The organism is Deltaproteobacteria bacterium (assembly GCA_035063765.1).
GTDB lineage: Bacteria > Myxococcota_A > UBA9160 > UBA9160 > PR03 > CAADGG01.
In genome coordinates this window covers 190631-210405 of record JAPSFT010000006.1, presented here as the reverse complement: position 1 = coordinate 210405, position 19775 = coordinate 190631, and the positions used below count along the sequence as shown (strand labels likewise).

Genomic DNA, 19775 nt, shown 5'->3' with positions numbered 1-19775 from the left:
CCGGCAGGCTAGCGCGCCATCCTCCGCAGATCCGAGAGCACGCCCTTCGCGCACATCTTGAGCGTCTCGAAGACGCCCTTGCCGACGTTGGCGCTGGCCTCGAAGTCGGGGACGCCGGCCGGGTTGAGCTGGGGCCGCATCTCCTCGAGCGTCGCGGCGTTGGGCAGGTCGCGCTTGTTGTACTGCACGACGTAGGGGAGCTTGTCGAGGTCGTAGCCCTGCTCGGAGAGGTTGACGCGCAGGTTGTCGAGGCTCTCGAGGTTCGCCTCCATGCGCTCGATCTGGCTGTCGGCCACGAACACCACGCCGTCGACGCCCTTCAGGATCAGCTTGCGGCTGGCGTCGTAGAAGACCTGGCCGGGCACCGTGTAGAGGTGGAAGCGCGTCTTGAAGCCGCGGATCTGCCCGAGCGCCAGCGGCAGGAAGTCGAAGAAGAGCGTGCGCTCGGTCTCGGTGGCGAGCGAGATCATCTTCCCCTTCAGGTCGGGGTTCGTCTTCTGGTAGATGTACTGGAGGTTCGTCGTCTTCCCGCACAGGCCGGGGCCGTAGTAGACGATCTTGCAGTTGATCTCGCGCGATGCGTAGTTGATGAACGACATGGGGCAGCGTCAGTCCGCGAAGAGCTTGTCGATGTCGTCGTCGGTGATCTCGGCGAAGGGACTTCCTCCGCTCGCCCGGGCGCGCTCGCTCTTCTTGCGGATCTCCTCGAAGAGCCGGGCCAGCTCGGAGCCGGCCTTCTTGACGCGCAGCCGCACGAGGCCGAGCGACGAGCGCTCGTCGAAGACCACGACCAGGATGATGCGCCCGCCCACCACGGTCATGTGGAGGTTGTCGCGGGCGCCCTGGTGGAAGTGGATCGGGAACTCCTCCTCGCCGATGATCTTGGCGAGGCCGCCGGTGGCGGCGATCGAGCCCGCGGTCAGGGAGGCGAGGCTCGTGGTGTCGATGCCGCGCACGTCGCCCGCCTCGGCGAGGAGCTGGCCGTTCTTGTCCACCACGAAGACGCCCTTGGCATGGGCGTCGCGCGCCAGGCGCTCGCAGACGCCCAGGACCTTGCGGTAGTCCTCGTCGTACAGCACGAGCTGGGTGTCGACGATCGGCATGTCCGTCCGCAAGTCGTGGTAGACGTTGGCTCGTCGGGCGGCCCACTCTAGTCCCGGAGACGGGCGCGCGGCAAGCAGCTTCGCTCTCGGATCCTCCGGCGCATCGGCGGGCGCGGACCGCGGCTTTAGGGGGAGCCCGTCACATCTCCCGCCGGTAGTCCAGGGAGCGGCCGACGGTCACGTGGTCGGCGTACTCGAGGTCGCCGCCGAGGGGCATGCCCGAGGCGATCCGGGTGACCCGGACCGTGGCGCCCCGCAGGCGGTCGGCCAGCAGGTGGGCGGTGGCGTCGCCCTCGGCGGTCGGGTTCGTGGCGAGGATCACCTCGCGCACGGCGCCCTTGCGCACGCGCTCCTCGAGCTCGGCGATGCGCAGCTCCTCGGGCCCGATCCCGTCGATCGGCGCGAGGGCGCCGCCGAGCACGTGGTAGCGGCCGGCGAAGCGCCCCGAGGCCTCGATCGCGGCCAGGTCGGCCGGCTCCTCGACGACGCACAGGAGCGCCGCGTCGCGGCGTGGGTCCCGGCAGATCGCGCAGGGCGAGGCGTCGGTCAGGTCGAAGCACTCGGCGCAGAGCACGATCTCGCGCTTGAGCCGCACGATCGCCTCGGCCAGCTCCTGCACCTGCGCGTCGGGGGACGAGAGCAGGTGGAAGGCGAGCCGCGCCGCGCTCTTCTCGCCGATCCCGGGCAGCCGGCGCAGCGCGGCGACGAGGCGTTCGATCGGGGGCGAGGAGCGCACGCGTCAGCCCGGGGCGCCGGGCAGCGGCAGCGCGAGCGAGCCCGCGGCGCGCTGCATCTCCTCCTGGACCAGGCGCTGGGCGCTCTGGAGCGCGGCGTTCACGGCGGCGGCGGTCAGGTCCTGGAGGAGCGCGCGGTCGCCCTCGGCGAAGAGCTTCGGGTCGATCTCGATCGCGAGCACGCGCAGCTCGCCGCTCACGGTGGCGGTGACGAGGCCGGCGCCCGCGCTGCCCTGCACCGTGCGCCGCGCGAGCTCGCGCTGGAGCTCCGCGAGCTTGCCCTGCATCTCCTGGGCGCGGCGCATCCAGGCGCCGAGGTCGGGGGCGCTCATCCCTCGCCTCCGGGCTCAGCGAGGGAGCCGCTGCGCCCGCTCCCGAGGGGCCGGACCTCGACGACGTCGCCGCCGAGGATCTCGAGCGCCGCGTTCACGGCCGGGTGGTCGAGCGCCGCGCGGCGTCGGCGGCGCAGGAGCTCCTCGTCGGCGTCGGGGCGCGGGGGGGAGGCGCCCGCCGCGTGCGGGGGCGCCGGTGCCTCCGCGCTTCGGAGGACGAGCCGCAGCGGGCGCCCGAACAGGCGCGCGGCCGCCGCCTCGAGATCTCCGAGCCGGCGCTCGAGCCGGCGCGTGGCGAAGGGCTCGGCGACGGCGAGCACCAGGCGCTGCGCATCGTGCTCGAGGAGCGTCGCGTCCTCGAGCGCGAGGGCGAGGCCACGGTCGCTCTCGGCGAGGGCCGCCCGGAGGCGGTCGAGGACCGCGGAGGGGGGAGGGGTGAGGGGCGGGGCGTCGGTGGTGGCCGCGGGCGTGGCGGGTCTTCGGGCGGAGCGCGCCGGCCTCTCCGTGGCGCCCTGCGGACCCCGACCCGCGCTGCCGCCGCCGCCGCCGCCACCGCCGCCGCCCGATCCGGGCTCGTCGGGTGGCCCGGCGCCCGCGAGCCGGCGCTCGAGCGCGTCGAGGCGCGCGAGCAGGGCGGCGGCGTCCTCGCCGCTCGCGCTCGTCGCGAGCCGCACCAGGGCCATCTCGAGCACCGCCATCGGCTCCGGCGCCCAGGCCAGGTCCTCCTGCTCGCGCAGGAGCGCGCGGAACATGCGCCGGACCCGGCCCGCGTCGGCTCGCGCAGCGAGGGCGCGCAGCTCCTCGAGCTCGGCATCGCTGCCCTCGACCAGCTCGGGCGCGTCGGGCGCCACGCGCAGCACGACGAGATCGCGCAGCACCCCGAGCAGCGCAGCCCCCAGGCGCTTCGCGTCGATCCCGAGCGCGGCGGCACGCCCCAGCGCGGCGAGCGCGCGCGGGGGATCGGCGTCGACGCAGGCGGCCACCGCCTCGACCAGCACGTGGCGGTCGACCAGGTCGAGGACCTGGGCGACCCGCTCGTCGTCCACCTCGGTGCCGCCGACCGCGATCACCTGGTCGAGCAGGGTGAGCCCGTCGCGCAGCGAGCCCTGGCTCTCGCGCGCGATCGCCTGGAGGCTGCGCGGCGAGATCGCGACCGCCTCGGCCTGCGCCACCTCGGCGAGGCGCGCCGCGATCTCGGCGGTCGGCAGCCGGCGCAGCTCGTAGCGCTGGCAGCGCGAGGTGACGGTGAAGGGGATCTTCTCCGGGTTCGTCGTCGCGAACACGAAGAGGCTGCGCGGGGGCGGCTCCTCGAGCGTCTTGAGCAGCGCGTTGAAGGCCGGGACCGAGAGCATGTGCACCTCGTCCACGACGTAGATGCGGTGCTTGCCGGGCTGGGGGGCGTAGCGGATCGACTCGATCAGATCGCGCACGTCGTCGACCGAGGTGCGGCTCGCGGCGTCGATCTCCTGCACGTCGGTCGAGGTGCCCGCGGCGATCTCGAGGCACGAGCTGCACTCGCCGCAGGGCGTGTCGGTCGGCCCCTTCTCGCAGTTCAGGCAGCGCGCCAGGATCCTCGCGATCGTGGTCTTGCCGACCCCGCGCGGCCCGCACAGGAGCACCGCGTGCGGGACCCGGCCCTGCGCGATCGCATTGCGCAGCGCCCTCGTGACGTGCTCCTGGCCCGTCACGTCATCGAAGCGCTGCGGCCGCCATTTGCGAGCGAGAACCTGGTAGCTCAAGCGGGGACAGTCCCGGCGATTCGGCGATTCGCGTTGCGGAGCGCTCGGCGGACGTCGCGGAGAATCGCCGAATCGCCGGGACTGTCCCCCTGCGCGGAGAGAAGACCGCAGGGCGCCCCCGCTCGCCGCCGTTGCCCCGCTACCGCTGCTCCCTTCCGGGCCTGACGGGGTTCACCGGGCTTCGAGCTCGAGCGGGACCCTGCGATCCTCTCTCCGCGCAGGCCGCCGAGGTCGGGCCAAGGTACCCGAGTCGCTGGTATAAGGGTATGGACCGCTACGCTCCGGGCCCTGCGGGGGTCGCCGAGGAGACAAGAGATGCGGATCGCTCCGGGCTGGGGGCTCCTGCTCGCGCTCGCGATGGCACCGGGTTCGCCCGCCCGCGCCGGCTCCGAGGCCGCCGCCGGCGTCGCGCCCATCGAGGCCTGCCTGCGCCGCAACCTGCCGCAGCGCTCGAGCGAGCAGAGCGTGCGCTTCGAGTCGAAGGACCGCACCGGCAGCACGCGCACCCTCGCCGGCACCGCCTACTGGAAGAAGTGGGAGGGCGACCTCTCGCGCTCGCTGATCCGTATCGACTTCCCGCCCGACCTGCGCGGCTCCGCCTACCTGCTGATCGAGCGGCCCGAGACGGTCGACGTGTTCGTCTACCTGCCGGAGTTCCAGAAGGTGCGGCGCATCACCTCGCACGCGCTCGCGGGCTCGCTCTTCGGGACCGACTTCAGCTACGAGGACATGCGCCGGCTGCGCCACCTCTTCGAGGCCGCCGCCGTCGAGCGCCAGCCGGACGCCGAGCAGGCGGGCCGCGCCACCTACGTGGTGACGCTCCGGCCCCCGCCGGAGTCCGAGTACGGCGAGGTCCGCGCCTGGATCGACCAGGAGACCTGCGTGCCTCTCCGGCTCGAGCTCTTCGCGCGCGGCGGCAGCCTGGCGAAGGAGCTCACCGCCGACCCGTCGTCGCTCACGAAGCACGGCGAGGTCTGGGCCGCCCACACGGTGGTGCTGCGCGACCTCCAGGAGCAGACCGAGACGCGCGTCGAGCTCGGCAGGCTCGAGATCGACACGAATCTGCCGGACAAGCTCTTCAGCGAGCGCGCGCTGACCCAGGGGAACTAGGTCGCCATTCGCTGGCTCCACGCCATCCTGTCGCGTCCCCGCCTGCTGCTCGCCGCGCTGGCGGCGGCGACCCTGCTCGCCGCGGCCGGCTTCGTCGACTGGCGCAGCGGCAGGCTCCGTCTCGGGGTCGATCCTGCGCCCGTGCACCTGCTGCCCGCGAGCGGGGACGCACGCGAGCACTGGGAGCGCGCGCGCCAGCTGCTCGGGAGCGACGAGCCCTTCGTGGTGGCGCTCGGCGCGGACGACGTCTTCGCGCCCGAGGCGCTCGCGCGGATCGGGCGGCTCTCGGCGCGGCTGCGCGCGCTCGCCCACGTCCACCACGTGGTGTCGCTCACGACCGTCCCCGACGTGCGGAGCGCGGGCGGCGACATCGAGGTGGTGCCGCTGCTCGAGGACGTTCCCGCAGATCCCGCCGCGCGGGCCGCCCTGCGCGCGCGCGTGCTGGCGAGCCCCCTCTACCGCGGCACGCTGGTCTCCGAGGACGCGCGCACGGCGGCGATCTTCGTGTATCCCGAGCGGCTCGACGACGCGGCGCTGGTGGCGAGCGGTCTCGCCGACCGGATCGAGGCGGTGGCGCGCGAGGAGGCCGGCCCCGCGGCGGTCTGGATCAGCGGCATCCCCTACGCCACCGCCCGGTTGAGCGACCTGCTCCTGCGCGAGCTCGCGCTCCTGTTGCCCGCGACGGTGCTCGTCTTGTGCGGCGTGCTGGCCGTCGCGTTCCGCACGGCGACGGGGGTCCTGGTCCCGATCGCGACGGTCTCGCTGGCGCTCGTCTGGACGCTCGGGGTGCTGGCCTGGCTGGGCCTGCGCCTCGATCTCGTGACCACCATCCTCCCGCCGCTGGTCGTGACGGTGGGCTTCGCCTACGCGATGCACGTGGTGGCGGAGTTCGGCGCCCTGCAGAACGCCGCCGCCGCCGCCCCCGACCGGCGGGGCCGGCTCGCGATCGCGCGCGCGGCGCTCGACGACGTCGGCGTGCCGGTGCTGCTGGCGGGGCTCACCACGGCCGTCGGCTTCGCCTCGCTCGCGCTCTCGCCGATCGTGGCGATCCGGCGCTTCGGGCTGTTCGCGATGCTCGGGGTCGCCTTCGCGGTGCTGGCCGCTCTCACCTTCACGCCGGCGGTGCTGGCGCTCGGGCGCGGGCGCGCCCTGCGCCCGCCGCGCTCCGGCGACTGGATCGACCGCCTCGCCGAGGCGCTCGCGCGGCTCGCCTGGACGCGCCGGCGCGCGGTGATCGCCGTGGCCCTCGCTGCGATCGGGATGTCGCTCCTCGCGGCGCGGGGCATCGAGACGTCCACCGAGTTCGTGGGCAACCTCGACCCCGGGGCCCCCCTGCGCGTCGCCTTCGAGGCCGTGAACGAGCGCCTGGGCGGCGCCAACCTGATCCAGATCCCGGTGCAGGGCGACGCGCCCGAGACGTTCCTCGAGCCCGCCAACCTGCGGGCCCTCGAGGCGCTCCAGGGCTGGCTCGCGCAGCAGCCCGAGGTGGGCGGCACGCTCTCGCTGGTCGACACCGTGAAGCTCCTCAACCAGGCGCTCCACGACGGCGATCCCGCCGCCTACGCGGTGCCCGAGACCCGGCGGCAGGTCCACCAGCTCCTGCTCTTCGGGGCCAACGACGAGATGAGCCGGCTCGTGGACGCGCAGTACCGGACCGCCAACCTGGTGGTGCGCTCGACGGTCGGCGACTCGCGCGGCGTCGCCGACCTGGTGGCGCGCATCGACGCGCAGCTCGCCGCGCTGCCGCCGGGGCTGCGCGGCGAGCCGACCGGCAACGTGGTGCTGCTCGGCGAGAGCATCGACGACCTCTCGCGCGGCCAGTGGAGCAGCCTCGTCGCGGCCTTCGCCGCGATCTACCTGTGCCTGGCGGCGCTCTTCACCTCGTGGCGCGTGGGCCTGCTCGCGCTGTTCCCGAACGTGGTGCCGATCGCGCTCTACTACGGTGCACTCGGGGTCTCGGGCATCCCCCTGAATCCCTGGACCAGCCTGATCGGCAGCATCGCGCTCGGCATCGCCGCCGACGACACGATCCACTTCATGGCCCGCTTCAACACCGAGGCGCGTCGGCTCGCCGACGAGCGCCGCGCGCTGCTCGCCTCGCTGCGCGCCGTCCTGCGCCCGGTCACCTTCACGCTCGTCGGGCTGTGCCTCGGCTTCGCGGTGCTGGCCTTCTCCGAGCTGCGCAGCCAGGCCCAGTTCGGCCTGCTGGCCGCCGCCACGCTCGCGCTCGGCTGGGTGGCGGACGTCACCGTGACGCCGGCCCTGTGCGCCGGCGTGCGGGTGGTGACCCTGTGGGAGGTCTTGACCCTCGACCTCGGGGCCGACCCGCAGCACCAGATCCCGCTCTTCGACGGCATGAGCAGGCGCCAGGCCCGGATCTTCGTGCTGATGGCGACCGTGCGGCGGCTCGGCGCGGGCGAGCTCCTGATGCGGGCGGGCGACGAGGGCCGGCACGCCTACGTCGTGCTCGAGGGACGGCTGTGCGCCACCCGCGAGAGCGGTGCGGTGGCCCTCTTCGAGTACGGCCGCGGCGACGTGGTCGGCGAGATCGGGCTCTTCTCGACCCGCCGCGCGGCCGACGTGCACGCCCTCGAGGACGTGCGGCTCGTGCGCTTCGACGGGAGCGACCTCGAGCGCCTGCGCCGCCGCTATCCGCGCACCGCGGCGCTCGTCTACCGCAACCTGAACCGGGTCCAGTCGCAGCGCATGCTCGCGACCGCGAGCCGGGTCGGGTAGGCGGCCGGGTGGAGGCGCCCTGGCGGCTCGTCCCCGCGGTGCGCCGCGCCGAGCGCGAGCGCTTCGCGTGGTTCGCCGCCTTCGGCGGGCTCCTGACCCTGGCGCAGACGATGGGGCTGGCCGGCGCGGAGGCGCTGTTCCTGGCGCGGCTCGGCGCCGCACGGCTGCCCGCGACCTTCGTGCTCGCGTCGGCCGTCACCGTCGGCGCCTCGCTGCTCTACGCGCTGCGGGTCGGGCGCGCGCGCAACGACCGCGTGCTGGCCGAGCTGGCGTTCGCCGCGGCGCTCGGCGTCGGCGGCGCGGCGGCGGCGCTGTGGCTCGGCCAGGAGGCCGCCCTGCCGGCGCTCCTGTGCGTCTACTTCGCGGCCCAGGCGGTGCTCACGAGCCACTACTGGACCTTCGCCGGCGACTGCTTCGACACGCTCGCGGCCAAGCGTCTCGTGCCGCTCCTCACGGTCGGGATGAGCGTGGGGGGCGCGCTCGGCGGCGCCGCCGCGATCGGCGTGCTGGCGCGCCTCGACCCCACGGCGCTGCTCTGGGGCTGGGCGGGTGCGCTGGCCGGGCTCGGCGCGCTCGCGCTCGCCGGCCGCCGTCGCCTGGCAGCCTGGCGCCCGCTCGCCGCCGCCGAGGAGGACGAGACCTCGGTCGCCGGCATGCGCGCCGCCGCGCGCTATCTGCGGCGCTCGCCGCTCGGGCGCTGGCTCACGGTCTCGGCGCTGGCGATGGTGCTCGCGCTCTTCGCGATGCAGTACCTCTACTCGGCGGTGCTGGCCGACGCGTTCCCGGACGAGCGGGCGCTGGCCCGCTTCCTGGCGCTCTACCTGGCCGCGAGCAACGGCGTCGAGATCGCCGTGGAGCTCCTCGCGCCGTGGGGGATCCGCCGGCTCGGCGTGCCGAGCGCGAACCTGCTCCATCCCGTGCTGACGCTCGGCGCCTTCCTGGGCCTGCTCGTCGACCCCCGGCTGCCCGCGGCGGTGGCCGCTCGCGCCAACCGCGAGCTGCTCGAGAACGCGCTCGCAGGCCCCATCCGCAACCTCTCCTACAACGCCCTGCCGGGACGCTTCCGCGCGCGGGTGCGCGCCTTCCTCGAGGGCATCGTGATCTACTCCGGCATGTCGCTCGCCGGTGTCGTCCTGCTCGCCGTGGGGCACGTGGAGCTGCCGGTCCTGGCCGCAACGGGCCTCGCGCTCGCGGCGCTCTACCTGCTCGCCAACCTGCGGGTGCGCCGCGAGTACCTGCGCGCGCTGGCCGCCGAGCTGCGCGCCGGCCGGCTCGACCTGCGCGAGCTGCGCGGCGAGCTGGGCCCGCGCGAGCTGGCGGAGCTCGCGACCCTCTGGGAGCCCCTGCTCCACGAGCCCGGCGAGCGCGCCGGGCAGGCGCTGCTCGAGCTGGCCGCGCCGCTCGCGGCCCAGGGCTTCGCCGGCGTCGTCCGTACGGGGCTCGCGCACCCGAGCGCGCGGGTGCGGGCGGGCTGCCTCGCGGCGCTCGCCGTGGCCGGCGACGACGGCAACCGCGCGCCCTGGCTCGACGGCCTCGCGGATCCCGAGCCCGAGGTACGCCGGGCCGCGGTCGTCGCGCTCCCCGAGCCGCTCCGCACGGACGCAGCGCTCGAGGCGCTGCTCCGGGCGCGCCTCACCGACCCCGCGGCGCGCGTGCGCGCCGCGGCCGCCGCACGGCTCGGAGCGGACGGCGCCGGGGTGCTCGGCGCGATGCTCGCGGATCCGGCGTCTGCGCTGGCGGCGCTCGAGGTGCTCCCGCCCGCGCTCGCGGCGCAGGCGGCGGGCCGCCTGGCCGATCCCGAGCCCCGCCTGCGCGCCGCGGCGCTTGCTGCGCTCGCGCGGGCGGCGGATCCGGGCGCGCTGCCACCGATCGCCGCGCTGCTCGCGGCCGCCGCCGACCCCGACGCCTCGGTGCGCCGCGCGGCGCTGCCCCTGCTCGGCAGCCAGCCGGGCGACGAGGCCATGGCCTCGCTCGCCCGGGGGCTGCGCGACCCCGTGCGCGAGGTGCGCACCGCGGCCGTCCGGGCGCTCGAAAGGGGCGGGGCCGCCGGTGCGCGGGCCGCGCGCGCCGCGCTCGACGCGCCCGAGGAGCACGCCGTCGCGGCGGGCCTGCGCGCGCTCGCCGGCAGCGGGGCGGCCGAGGCGCGCGGCTGGCTGCGCGCGGCCTACGCGGCGCACGTGCGCGAGGCCTGGGAGTCGCTCCTGCTCGCGCGCGCGGGCTTCGAGCCCGCCGGCGCCAGCGCCGGTGCAGCCGTCGCCGCGCGCTTCCTGCCCGCCGCCTGCGCCGACGCCTTCGCGCGCGCGCTGCGGCTCGCCCTCCAGGCCCTCGCGCGGCTCGAGGACGGGCCGGTCGTGCGCAGCGTGGAGCGCGCCCTCCGGCACGCCCCGGGCCGCGCGCGCGCCGACGCGCTCGAGGTGCTGACGCACCTCGGGGATCGCGAGGCCTCGCAGGCGCTCGCCGTGCTGCTCGAGCTCGCGCCGGTCGAGGAGAAGCTCGGGCCGCTGCGGCGGCTCGGGGCGCCCCCGCGCACGGCGGCCGAGGCGCTCGCACGCGCCGCGGCCCATCCCGCCCCCTGGGTTCGCCGCGCGGCGCATGCCGCGGCAGACTCGGGCGCCGACCCGGAGGAGATCGTGACGATGAAGCACCTCCTGGCGCTGCGGCAGGTCTCGCTGCTCTCCGCGTTGTCGCTCGAGCGGCTCCAGGCCGTGGAGCGGATCGCGCGCGAGGTCGAGTACCTGAAGGGCGAGGTGATCGTGCGCGAGGGTGAGCCCGGCGACGAGCTCTACCTGCTCGTCGAAGGGGCCGTCGACGTCGTCAAGCAGGCGGGGACGGCGCGCGAGGAGCGCGTCAACGCGCTCGGCGCCGGCTCCTACTTCGGGGAGATGGCGGTGTTCGACGGTGCGCCGCGCAGCGCCACGGTCGTGGCGGCGAGCGACGCGCGCGTGCTGGTGCTGGCCGGCGCGCGCCTGCGCGAGCTCGTCCACGAGATGCCGGAGCTGGCCTTCGACCTCCTGCGCGTGCTGGCCGAACGCCTGCGGCGGGTGGAGGAGCGCGCGGCGGGCGGCGCCTGATGCTTCGGGGCCACCGCGACGCGCTCAACGGGCGCGCGGGGGCGTACAGCGAAGGCAGAGGGGGTGGGATCTCTCGATCTCGACGGGGGCGTGCAGGCGCCGGCAGCGGGTGCAGGTGACGAGCAGGACGGGGGCGGACGGGGCGCGCATGGGGCTTCTCGGAAGGGCGGGAAGGGCGTGTCGCGAGCGCATCGGAAGCGGGAGGGGCCGTCTTTAGCCGGGCGCGGATCTGATAGGATCGACCGTCATGACGAAGCTCCCCGACGCCCGCGGCCGTGCGACCGTCCCCTTCGACGCGATCGAGCCGGGCGCCGACGTGGGCTCCTTCTCCTACGCGCTCGACGAGAAGACCGTCTCGCGGCACCTCCAGGCGACCCAGCAGGCCCCGGGGCCCTTCGCTCCGGTCTCGCTCCTCGCCGCCGACGGCGTCAACCTCGCGGACCGCCACTACGACATCTCGCAGTCGGTCCACGCCGCTCAACGCCTCGAAGTGTATGCGCTGCCGCGCCTCGGCTCGACCCTCACCGTACGCGGCCGCGCGGCGGCCAAGTGGGTCCACAAGGGGCGCCGCTACGTCGAGATCGACACCGAGACCCGGGACGACGCCGGCACCCGGATCGCCACCGGCGTCACCACCGGGGTCGTCGTCTACTCGGAGCGGGTGGCCGACCAGGGCGTGCGGCCGGCGCCGCGCGAGCCCGCGCTCCCGGAAGGTCCGGCCCTCGAGACCCTCGCGCCCCTCGAACGCGTGATGACCCGCGAGGCGATGATCCTCTACGAGCCCGAGGGCGAGGTCAACTTCCACACCGACGACGAGGTGGCGCGGGCGGTCGGCCTCCCCGCCTCGATCGCGACGGGCACGCTCTTCCTCGCCTACGTCTTCGACCTGCTCCAGCGCCGCTACGGAGCGGCGGCGATCCCGGGGACGGCCCTCGACGTGCGGATCCGCCTGCCGGTCTTCGCGGGGGACCGGATCGTGACGACCGGCGAGGTCGCCGGACGGGCCGCCGGGATCGACCGGCTGCGCGTCGCGTGCACGGGCCCGCGCGGTGCGGTCATCACCGGCACCGCCCGGGTCCGGAGCGCGCCGTGAGCGATCCGGCCCGCGCGTTCGGGGCGCGCTGGGGCACGCCCGACGAGGCCATCGCCCTGGTGCGCGACGGCATGCACGTCGCGGCGGGCCTGATCGAGCCGACGGACCTCCTGGCGGCCCTCGCGCGGAGCGAGACGCGGGGCGCGGCCACGCTCGCCGTCTGCGCGCTCGGCGGGCTCGCCCTCGGCCAGACCGGCCGCTTCCGCATGCGGACGGCCTTCGCGACCCCGGCCTCGCGCCCGCTCGCCGCCGCGGGGCTCTGCGAGTACCTGCCCCTCACCTTCGCGCGCGGCGGAGCGTTCTTCCGCGCCGAGGCCTTCGACGTGGTCCTCGTGCGGCTCGCGCCGCCCGACGCCCAGGGCCGCTGCTCCTACGGGTGGGCGGCGGGCTACACGCCGGAGCTCCTCGACGTCGCCATCGCGCGCGGGCTCCCGATCCTCGCCGAGATCGACCCGGCGATGCCGCGGACCCGCTCGGGGCGCGAGGTGCCGGTGGAGGCGATCGCGCGCGCGTGCCCGGCGCAGGCGCCGGCGGCGGCCGACACCCCCGTTCCCCCCTCTCCCCACGCGCCGGCGATCGCCCGCCATCTCGCGGAGCTCGTGCCCGACGGGGCGACGCTCCAGGTCGGGATCGGGTCGGTTCCCGACGCCGCCGTGGCGCTCCTCGAACGCCGCGCGCTCGGGATCCACACCGAGGTGCTCGGCCCGGGGCTCGTCTCGCTCGCCGTCGCCGGCCGCGCGGACGGCTCGCGCAAGAGCGTCGACCCCGGCCTCGCCGTGTGCACGATCGCCTCGATCGACCCCGCCGTCTTCACCTTCGTCGACGGCAGCCCGGCGGCCAGGGTGCGCGGCGCCGACGAGGTGCTCGACCCGCGCCAGGTGGCCCGCCACGCGACCCTGCGCTGCATCAACAGCGCGATCAGCGTCGACCTTCGCGGACAGGTCGACGCCGAGACGATCCGCGGCGAGCAGGTGGCGGGAGTCGGCGGGCAGCTCGACTTCTTCCGCGGCGCGGGGCTCGTCGACGACGCCCTCCGCATCATCGCCATCGAGTCGACCGCCGCCGGCGGCAAGCACTCGCGCATCGTGCGCTCGCTCCCGGAGCGCGCCGTGGTGACGAGCACGCGCTACGACGTCGACTACGTCGTGACCGAGCACGGCATCGCCCGCCTCGCGGGCCGCACCGACGAGCAGCGGGCGCGGGCCCTGATCGAGGTCGCACACCCGGACTTCCGGGACGCTCTGCGCTGAGGAGTTCCGCTCCGGCCGCGCGCCTGCCGGAGCCATCCGCCCGGCAGGCGGCGGTACAGCCACATCCCAGGTCCGTACACCGCACGATCGTTCAGTGCTCGTGGGTGTGCCGTGCCTCGCTGCCGAGCAGGCGCTGCGCGATCGCGATGGCGTCGCGCTTGAGCGCCGCCAACTGCTCGGGAGCCAGGTGCGGATAGGGAAGCTCGGGCATGAAGGCGGGGAGAGCCGCCACGTAGAACAAGACGGCTCCGGCGATCGCGCTCACGAAATGCAACGGATCCGGGTGGATCGGCTGGATGACGCCGGCGCGCTCACCCTCCTCGAACGCGACCCGCAGCGTGTCGAGGAAACGGGTCGCATAGGCACCGACCTGGGTCCGCTGCTCGGGGTCGGTCGCGACGATCTGGCGTACCGCCAGAGAGGCAGCGGTGGGCCGGCGGGAGACGTAGTCGACCAGCGCTTCGACGGTCGCCTCGATCCGCGTCGGGAGGTCGGCCGGGCCCGCGATGGCGCGATGGAGACTGTCGTACAGGGAGACCGTCACGTCCGACAACACGGCCCGATGGAGCGCGCGCTTGTCGCCGAAGTGATACAGCACCGCGGAGGTCGCGATCCCGGCGTCGTTGGCGATGTCCTCGATGCGGGTCTCGTCGAAGCCGGCCTCGGCGAAGCGGCGCTCGGCGGCCGCGAGGATCCGCTGGCGGGTCAACACGCTCTTCTGGAGCTTCGTCCCGACACGCAAGGTGGTGGCCTCGAAGGGGCTTGCCGGGTCTGGCATCCCGCGCGGAGCGCGAGCGCCCCCGCTCCTCGCGCCCGCGCGACCTCGAGATCGAGCGCGTCGGGCTCAGCTGCGGTGGGCAGCCTCGGCCCACTCGGGTCGCACGAGGTCGCTGCGGAGCTGGAGGTAGTGGGAGTCCTCGCGGTACGACCAGGGATGGAAGCCGGGCTTCAGGAACGCCAGGATCGAAGACCCCCTTCCCCGCCAGATCCCTTCTGCACCGAACGCGTGATGGCCGATGGCACGCCACTCCGACCAGCGGAAGGCAGCGCCTTCGACGCGCAGCAGGCGGAAGACGAGGACGGGGACCATGATGCCCAGCACCAGCAGTGCGATGGCGAGCGCCGTCACGCGATGGAGGTATGTCGAGACGCCGTCTCCGTAGACGTCCACGAACGCGTCGAAGCAGATCGCCTTGTGCTCGCACTCCTCGTAGAAGTGCCAGAGCAGGAGGCGCGCCATGCGCGGGTCGGCGTCGGCGAACGCCGTCGGATCGGTCAACGCCCGGGTCCCCATCTCACCAAGGAAGTGCTCTCCGGCCACCACGATGGCCGAGCGGAGCTTCGTGGTCGAGAAGCGCTCCACCCAGCCCAGCAGCCGACGCACGAAAGCATCGACCATCGCCCAGGGGACGCCCCAGTGTTCGTAGAGGCGGTAGGTCCGCTGGTGCACGCGCGAGTGGAACGCTTCCTGCTGCATGAAGGCGGCGAACTCCTGGCGGAGGGCCGGGTTCTCCACGCGAGGGAGGAGCCGCTTTGCGTCGCGCAGGAAGAAGGTCTCGATCGCGGGTCCGGCGATCGTGAACATGTTGTAGAACGCGGTGATGCCCGCGCTCCCGCTATGCCAATGACGCGGCACGTTCGTGTCCGCGAAATCGATGTCGGGCAGCCGGGGAACGACCCGCACGCCTCGCGCGGCGGTGGACGTGAGGGGCCTCTCGGTCCCGGAGGCGGAAGGGTCGGCGACGGCGGGCACGCTCATGTCTCTCTCCTTGGCTCGAAGCGATCGAGTGCAATGAAAGAACTGAATGATGAAACAGTTTCACTTGGAGCCAGATCTTTGTCAATCATAAACCGTTCCAGGTCCACGAATTCCAATTTCATTCGCGACAGTTTGATATTACAGAAGTTCCTAGATCCGGTTCTATCCCCAGGGGATATATAAATAGTCTAGAAGTTCAAATATTCTGAAGGACAGCCCCGCTGTCTTCGCGCTCCTCGCCGAGGCCTGGCGGCGGGAGCGATCCCCGGCAGGACGCGTCTGCGAGAGAAGGGGGTGCTCCCGAGGACGGCCCGGCGCCGCACGCCGGCTCAGAAGGTCCAGCGCAGCCTCAGGAACAGCTCTTCGCGCTCCGCGATCGCCGAGAGCCCGTCGAAGCGGGTGCGCGTGTCGAAGTCGCTCGTCGCATCGGGGAGCGCGATGGGATGGCGCGGCAGGCGGTTGTCGTCGGGGCTGCCGTAGAAGGCGAGCGCGCCGACCGTCGCGGAGAAGGCCTCGTCGAACCGGTAGGTGACCTGGCCGATCACTCCTCCGGAGGAGGACCCCACGTCGTGGACGAAGACCAGGGTCGGGAGCAGCCGGTCCTGGTAGTAGCCGGTGGCGATCGCGAGCGTGCCGAGCAGGGAGAGCGGCCCGTCGGTGTCGAAGCTCGAGTCGTGGTCCGGGACGTAGCGGACGAAGAGCTGGCTGTTGAGGAAGAAGGTCCGATTCGGATTCAGGAAATCGATGAAGGTCGGCCGGTCGACCGAGACGGTCAGGTTGAACGTGTCCGCCCGCTGGTTCCCGTCTGCCGACTGGTTGCTTGCGAACGGCGTGCCGTCGATCCAGGTGAACTCGAGGCTCCAGGCCGAGCGCGTCCGGTCCTCCGCGAAGTCGACGGAGAGGCCGAGCACGTTGCGCTTCGGATAGACGAGCGCGGCCTCGCCGCCGCCGTGCCAGCCCCAGTCACGGCGGCCGAAGCGGCCATTGCCGCCCGCGCGCACCTCGGGGCGCCTCGAGCCCGAGAGCGCCACCAGCGCCCGGATCGCAGCGCACGTCTCGAGATCGGTGAGCTGGCACTTCTCGTCGCCTTCTGCGATCCCGAGCACCGCGAGCGTCACCGCGACGTTGTACGACAGGGCGGCCATCTCGCTGGCGAAGAGCTGCCCCGTGCGCGGGTCGAGGAGGGGATGCGCCGCAACGCAATCAGGGGAGTCGCCGGGCCCTGTGCAGCCGTCGGCGAGCGGGTCGTAGCTCGGGTCGCCGGGCCCTCGCGCCCCGGGGAGGATGTAGAGCCGCCCGTCCTCGAAGCGGGTCGCAACGGGATTCTCCCCGAGCCCGGGAAACGACTGGAGGACGACGCTCGCCTCGGCGTTGAAGAAGTCGATCCCGTCGGTGTCGCAGTTGGTGGCGTAGAACGGACCGCAGCCCAGGAGCGCTTCCTGCTCGTCGGTCAGGTGGAAGCTCAGCGAGTCCAGCGGGAGCAGGCCGGCCCCTGGACCGTCGTTCGGGTCCCGGTTCAGGGGGACGAGGTCCACCTGCTGGTCCGCGGGGATCTCCAGCACCGTCTGGAGAACGTGGCCCAGCCCGTTGGCGGTCGGCTGCCCGGCGAGCAACCCCCCGACTGCCTCCGGCACCGTGAGTCCCAGCACCAGGTCCTCCTGCAGGTTCAGGAGGTCGCCCAGACAGCGACCGCTCAGATCGATGGAGTTCCCCGGGAAGAGCCGGTCCATCGCCCGTTCCCCGAAGCCGAGCGACGCCTTGCAGCCAAGGTCGAACGCCTGGCGGTTGCCGCTCGCGAAGTCGAGGGCGTTGTCGGGCGTGAGCGGTCGGCCCTCCGCATCGAGCGGCCGGCCGGTCCGGACGTCCACGTTGCGCTGGTACTCGTTGAAGAGCTCGACGGTGGGGACGTCCTCGTAGCCGTAGAAGTCCATCAAGGCGAACGAGAAACGGTCCCAGCGGAACTCGACGCGGGCGCCCACCTCGACGCCCTTCACGTCGTCCCAGCCGTTCGGGGGGTGCACCACCCCGGCGACGCCCGTCCCCGTCGTGCCGTGCGCCCACAGGCCCGTCGAGATGGCGCACACCGGCCAGATCGTATAGGGCTCGCCACAGCGGCCCAGGTCGATCGGCTCGAAGCGGTCGAAGTTCGCGGCCAGCTCGAGGCGCAGGTCCTCGAGCGGGCCCACGTCGTAGAACGACCAGGTGCCGCGCACCGACAGCAGCGCGATGCGGCTCTCCTCGAGGCTCGGCAGCGAGGCGAGCGCCAGGTCGATCGGGTTGAACTGGTCGGTGGTCCGGAAGAGTTCCGTCTTGCCCCAGACGATGTTCTGCTTGCCCGCGCGGATCCAGAGCCGCGATTCGAACATCTCGAGGTCGAGGTAGGCCTCCTTCAGCTCGTAGGTCTCGCTCTGGCTCGCGCCATGATTCCAGGCCAGCTCGTGCTCGCCGAAGTTGGTGTCGAACGAGCCGAAACGGTGCTTCTCCTCGCGCAGCGCAGCCGACGGCGTGTAGAGCGAGCCGGTCGCCGGCCGCAGCGGCAGCGGCAGGGTCGTGGACGTCTCGTGTCGCAGCGCGCCGTTCGGCTCGATGTTCATCGAGTAGGGCCAGGGGCCGAGCGGCAGCGCGACGTCCTGGCCGGCCACGTGGATGCGCTTCCACGAGAAGCGGTCGTCCTCGACGGGACCGAATGCGGCGGCGGTGGTCGCCGGATCGATGCCGACCGCGAAGGCAGGCGCGAAGCCCGGGTTCGCCACGATCGTGCGCAGCTCGAGGTCGCTCTTCTGGACGTGCTGGACCGGGATGCCGAGGCCGGGGAGGTCGTAGGGTCCGACGCGCTCGAGCGTCGTCGCATCCGCCCAATTCCGTGCCGGCGACACGCGTGCGCTGTCACCGAACATGCGCTCGGCACCGAGCGTGCCGCAGCCGTTGTAGACGCAGTCGTAGCGCACCTCGAGGCGCGCGAAGGCCGTCAGCAGCTCGATCGGCCCCCAGCCCCCGGTCACGAGATCCGCGACGGGCTCGACGTTCAGCACGAGCGCCGACTGACTCAGGTAGGCACGCGCCGGCTCGAACCCGTCGGCCAGCATGCGCAGCTGGTACTCCATGCTGCCGTGGATCTCGAAGCGACCCTGGTCCGGCGAGACGAGCGCGGACTCCTCGGCCGCGAGACTCGCAGCGGCCGCGAACCAGACGCACGCCGTCGCCCCCGAAACGATCCGGCTCCAAGGCATGGTCGTGGCCTCAGCGGCCGCGGGTCAGTCGGCCGACGTCGATGTACTGGCGCGCCTTCCCGGCCGGCAGCGGTGTCCCGTTCGCGTCCCAGAACTCGATGCGGTTGCCGGTTCCGGTCTGCACGTTGATCACGACGTCAGCGACATTCACGCTGTCGCGCGGCTCTGGAACACCCTCCCAGGCCTTGTAGCGGTCGTGGTCTTCGCTCCAGCGCTTGTTGTGGTAGATGATCTTCCAGAGCTCGTCCTTCTGGTCGTAGGCGAACGAGTAGAGCGCCTCCGACGTGTTCTCGTCGACGTAGATGTCCTTGTGCGCGTAGGGATGATCCGCGTTCCTCGGCGTGAGTCGGACCTTGATCGCCTTGCGCAGCTCCCAGCGGTCGTCCGCCATCGAGAGGCCGTACGGGCCGAAGTTGTGGTTCTTCGCGTAGGGGTACGCCCGGACCTTCGAGTTGACCGGGGCGAGGATGTCCATCCGGCCTAGGCACTGCCATTCGTACTGGGGCACGACGCCGAAGAAGCCGCCGAAGTCGTCGAAGGTGAAGTCGGTGCCCGAGACGGCATCGGTGCGCTGCGCCGTCGAGATGCGCCGTACCCTACGCAGGGTCGGCACATACACCCAGGTGTCGTCGTTGCGCGCCTGGGCGAGCGGGCCCTGCGAGGACTTGTAGCGGTAGTTGATGAGCGCGATGCCCTTCGCGTCGTAGGGAGCCAGCACCTCCACGCCGTAGGCGAGCTTGCGCTTCTCGCCGCGGAAGAGGTCCCCGCCCTGGTCGGCGTACTGGGGCTCGGGACGCCCGGAGAGCCAGATGTTGCGTGCCGTCCCTTCGTAGTAGAGCGGCAGCTCCTCGCCGCGATCCCAGTAGCTGTAGTAGGCGTGGCCGGACACGCCGGCGCCCTCCCAGCGCCGGTCGAGGTCCCAGGCGACCTTGACGCCGGCCTGCGGATCGCCCTGGCAGTCGATCTCGTCCATCGGGAAGGGCTGGCCGGCGACGTAGCCCTCGAGACTCCCGTCCGGCCCGATGCTGGACTTGCCGCGGTTCCGTGTCGTCGCCTCCTGGTAGACGGCAGCAGGCGAGTAGTCGCGGAAGGCGGGGCCGATCTCGAGCTGCATGCCCTCGTAGAAGAAGAAGTCCTTGTGGGGCCACAGCTCGACGGGAAGGTAGGGGCGGAGTCGATCCACCTGCTCGAAGCCGATGACCTCTCCCTCGCGGAGAGCGGGCTGCGTCGTGGCATCGTCCTCGGCGTCACCCGCCGGCGCCCCGAACGCAGAGACGACGGCGAGCGCGGCCAGCCCGATGCGAAGCGGCTGCGCCGCGCGCTTCGCTCGGGATCGGCGGGAAGGCTGAACCTCGATCACTGGAAGCTCCCTCGTGCCACCTCTGGCGGCGAAGCTCGATGCGGGTGGGGGGGCAGATGGGGCCTTCGAGCGACCGACCATCCTGACCCGCCGGGAGCGGGCACAGAAGTGGCCGACACGCCAAACGCTGGTCATTTCGCGCCCGTTGGCGGGCAGGCAGCCGAAGCGTCTCGTCGGTTCGCCGGGAGGATCGCCGCGATCGGGACCGACTTTCGCTACCTTACGGCCATTGCGCCCGACCGGGGGGGCGAGGACGGG

At 73.2% G+C, this 19775-nt stretch carries 14 protein-coding genes and 1 other RNA gene; 5 read left to right on the top strand and 10 right to left on the bottom strand.

Translation table 11 applies throughout. The features are described 5' to 3' along the window. Window positions 1-8 precede the first annotated feature (8 nt). The 6 genes from OZ948_06200 to ffs all read right to left on the bottom strand — a co-directional run bounded on the left by OZ948_06200 (window position 9) and on the right by ffs (window position 4112). Window positions 9-599, bottom strand: a complete 591-nt coding sequence (locus tag OZ948_06200; protein ID MEB2344312.1) for a GTPase domain-containing protein — start codon at window positions 597-599, stop codon at window positions 9-11. A 9-nt stretch (window positions 600-608) separates the two neighbouring features. Beyond that, window positions 609-1103: a roadblock/LC7 domain-containing protein gene (locus tag OZ948_06195; GenBank protein MEB2344311.1), complete on the bottom strand. Its 495-nt coding sequence runs from the start codon at window positions 1101-1103 to the stop codon at window positions 609-611. A 139-nt stretch (window positions 1104-1242) separates the two neighbouring features. Beyond that, window positions 1243-1839 (bottom strand): recombination mediator RecR, encoded by a 597-nt coding sequence (gene recR, locus OZ948_06190; GenBank protein MEB2344310.1) that lies wholly within the window; start codon window positions 1837-1839, stop codon window positions 1243-1245. A gap of 3 nt (window positions 1840-1842) precedes the next feature. Further along, window positions 1843-2169, bottom strand: a complete 327-nt coding sequence (locus OZ948_06185) for a YbaB/EbfC family nucleoid-associated protein (protein MEB2344309.1) — start codon at window positions 2167-2169, stop codon at window positions 1843-1845. Beyond that, entirely contained in the window at window positions 2166-3908 is a 1743-nt protein-coding gene (dnaX, locus tag OZ948_06180) for a DNA polymerase III subunit gamma/tau (GenBank protein ID MEB2344308.1), read from the bottom strand. Before dnaX ends, OZ948_06185 begins: the two co-directional genes overlap by 4 nt. 103 nt (window positions 3909-4011) lie before the next feature. Continuing rightward, window positions 4012-4112: signal recognition particle sRNA small type (gene ffs, locus OZ948_06175), an RNA gene on the bottom strand. Window positions 4113-4223: 111 nt separating this feature from the next. Between ffs and OZ948_06170 the strand changes: the two genes are divergently transcribed. The 5 genes from OZ948_06170 (at window position 4224) to OZ948_06150 (ending at window position 13168) form a co-directional block, all read left to right on the top strand. Beyond that, entirely contained in the window at window positions 4224-5018 is a 795-nt protein-coding gene (locus tag OZ948_06170) for an outer membrane lipoprotein-sorting protein (GenBank protein ID MEB2344307.1), read from the top strand. A gap of 141 nt (window positions 5019-5159) precedes the next feature. Then, window positions 5160-7754, top strand: coding sequence for an efflux RND transporter permease subunit (locus OZ948_06165; GenBank protein ID MEB2344306.1), 2595 nt, complete (start codon window positions 5160-5162; stop codon window positions 7752-7754). A gap of 8 nt (window positions 7755-7762) precedes the next feature. Further along, the gene (locus OZ948_06160; protein ID MEB2344305.1) at window positions 7763-10825 is read left to right on the top strand and encodes a cyclic nucleotide-binding domain-containing protein; all 3063 of its coding nucleotides are present in this window, start codon (window positions 7763-7765) and stop codon (window positions 10823-10825) included. Between the two features lie 247 nt (window positions 10826-11072). Continuing rightward, window positions 11073-11918 carry a MaoC family dehydratase gene (locus tag OZ948_06155; protein ID MEB2344304.1) on the top strand — a complete coding sequence of 282 codons (846 nt, stop codon included), beginning with the start codon at window positions 11073-11075 and terminating at the stop codon, window positions 11916-11918. After that, entirely contained in the window at window positions 11915-13168 is a 1254-nt protein-coding gene (locus OZ948_06150; protein ID MEB2344303.1) for a hypothetical protein, read from the top strand. The genes OZ948_06155 and OZ948_06150 overlap by 4 nt, the downstream gene beginning before the upstream one ends. A gap of 91 nt (window positions 13169-13259) precedes the next feature. Here the strand turns inward: OZ948_06150 and OZ948_06145 are convergent, their stop codons facing one another. The 4 genes from OZ948_06145 to OZ948_06130 all read right to left on the bottom strand — a co-directional run bounded on the left by OZ948_06145 (window position 13260) and on the right by OZ948_06130 (window position 19517). Beyond that, window positions 13260-13910, bottom strand: a complete 651-nt coding sequence (locus OZ948_06145; protein ID MEB2344302.1) for a TetR/AcrR family transcriptional regulator — start codon at window positions 13908-13910, stop codon at window positions 13260-13262. Between the two features lie 102 nt (window positions 13911-14012). Beyond that, entirely contained in the window at window positions 14013-14927 is a 915-nt protein-coding gene (locus OZ948_06140) for a metal-dependent hydrolase (GenBank protein ID MEB2344301.1), read from the bottom strand. A gap of 329 nt (window positions 14928-15256) precedes the next feature. Beyond that, a complete protein-coding gene (locus OZ948_06135; protein ID MEB2344300.1) occupies window positions 15257-18157 on the bottom strand; it encodes a hypothetical protein in 2901 nt (966 codons plus the stop codon). Between the two features lie 10 nt (window positions 18158-18167). Beyond that, window positions 18168-19517 carry a DUF1329 domain-containing protein gene (locus tag OZ948_06130; GenBank protein ID MEB2344299.1) on the bottom strand — a complete coding sequence of 450 codons (1350 nt, stop codon included), beginning with the start codon at window positions 19515-19517 and terminating at the stop codon, window positions 18168-18170. Between the last annotated feature and the right edge of the window lie 258 nt (window positions 19518-19775).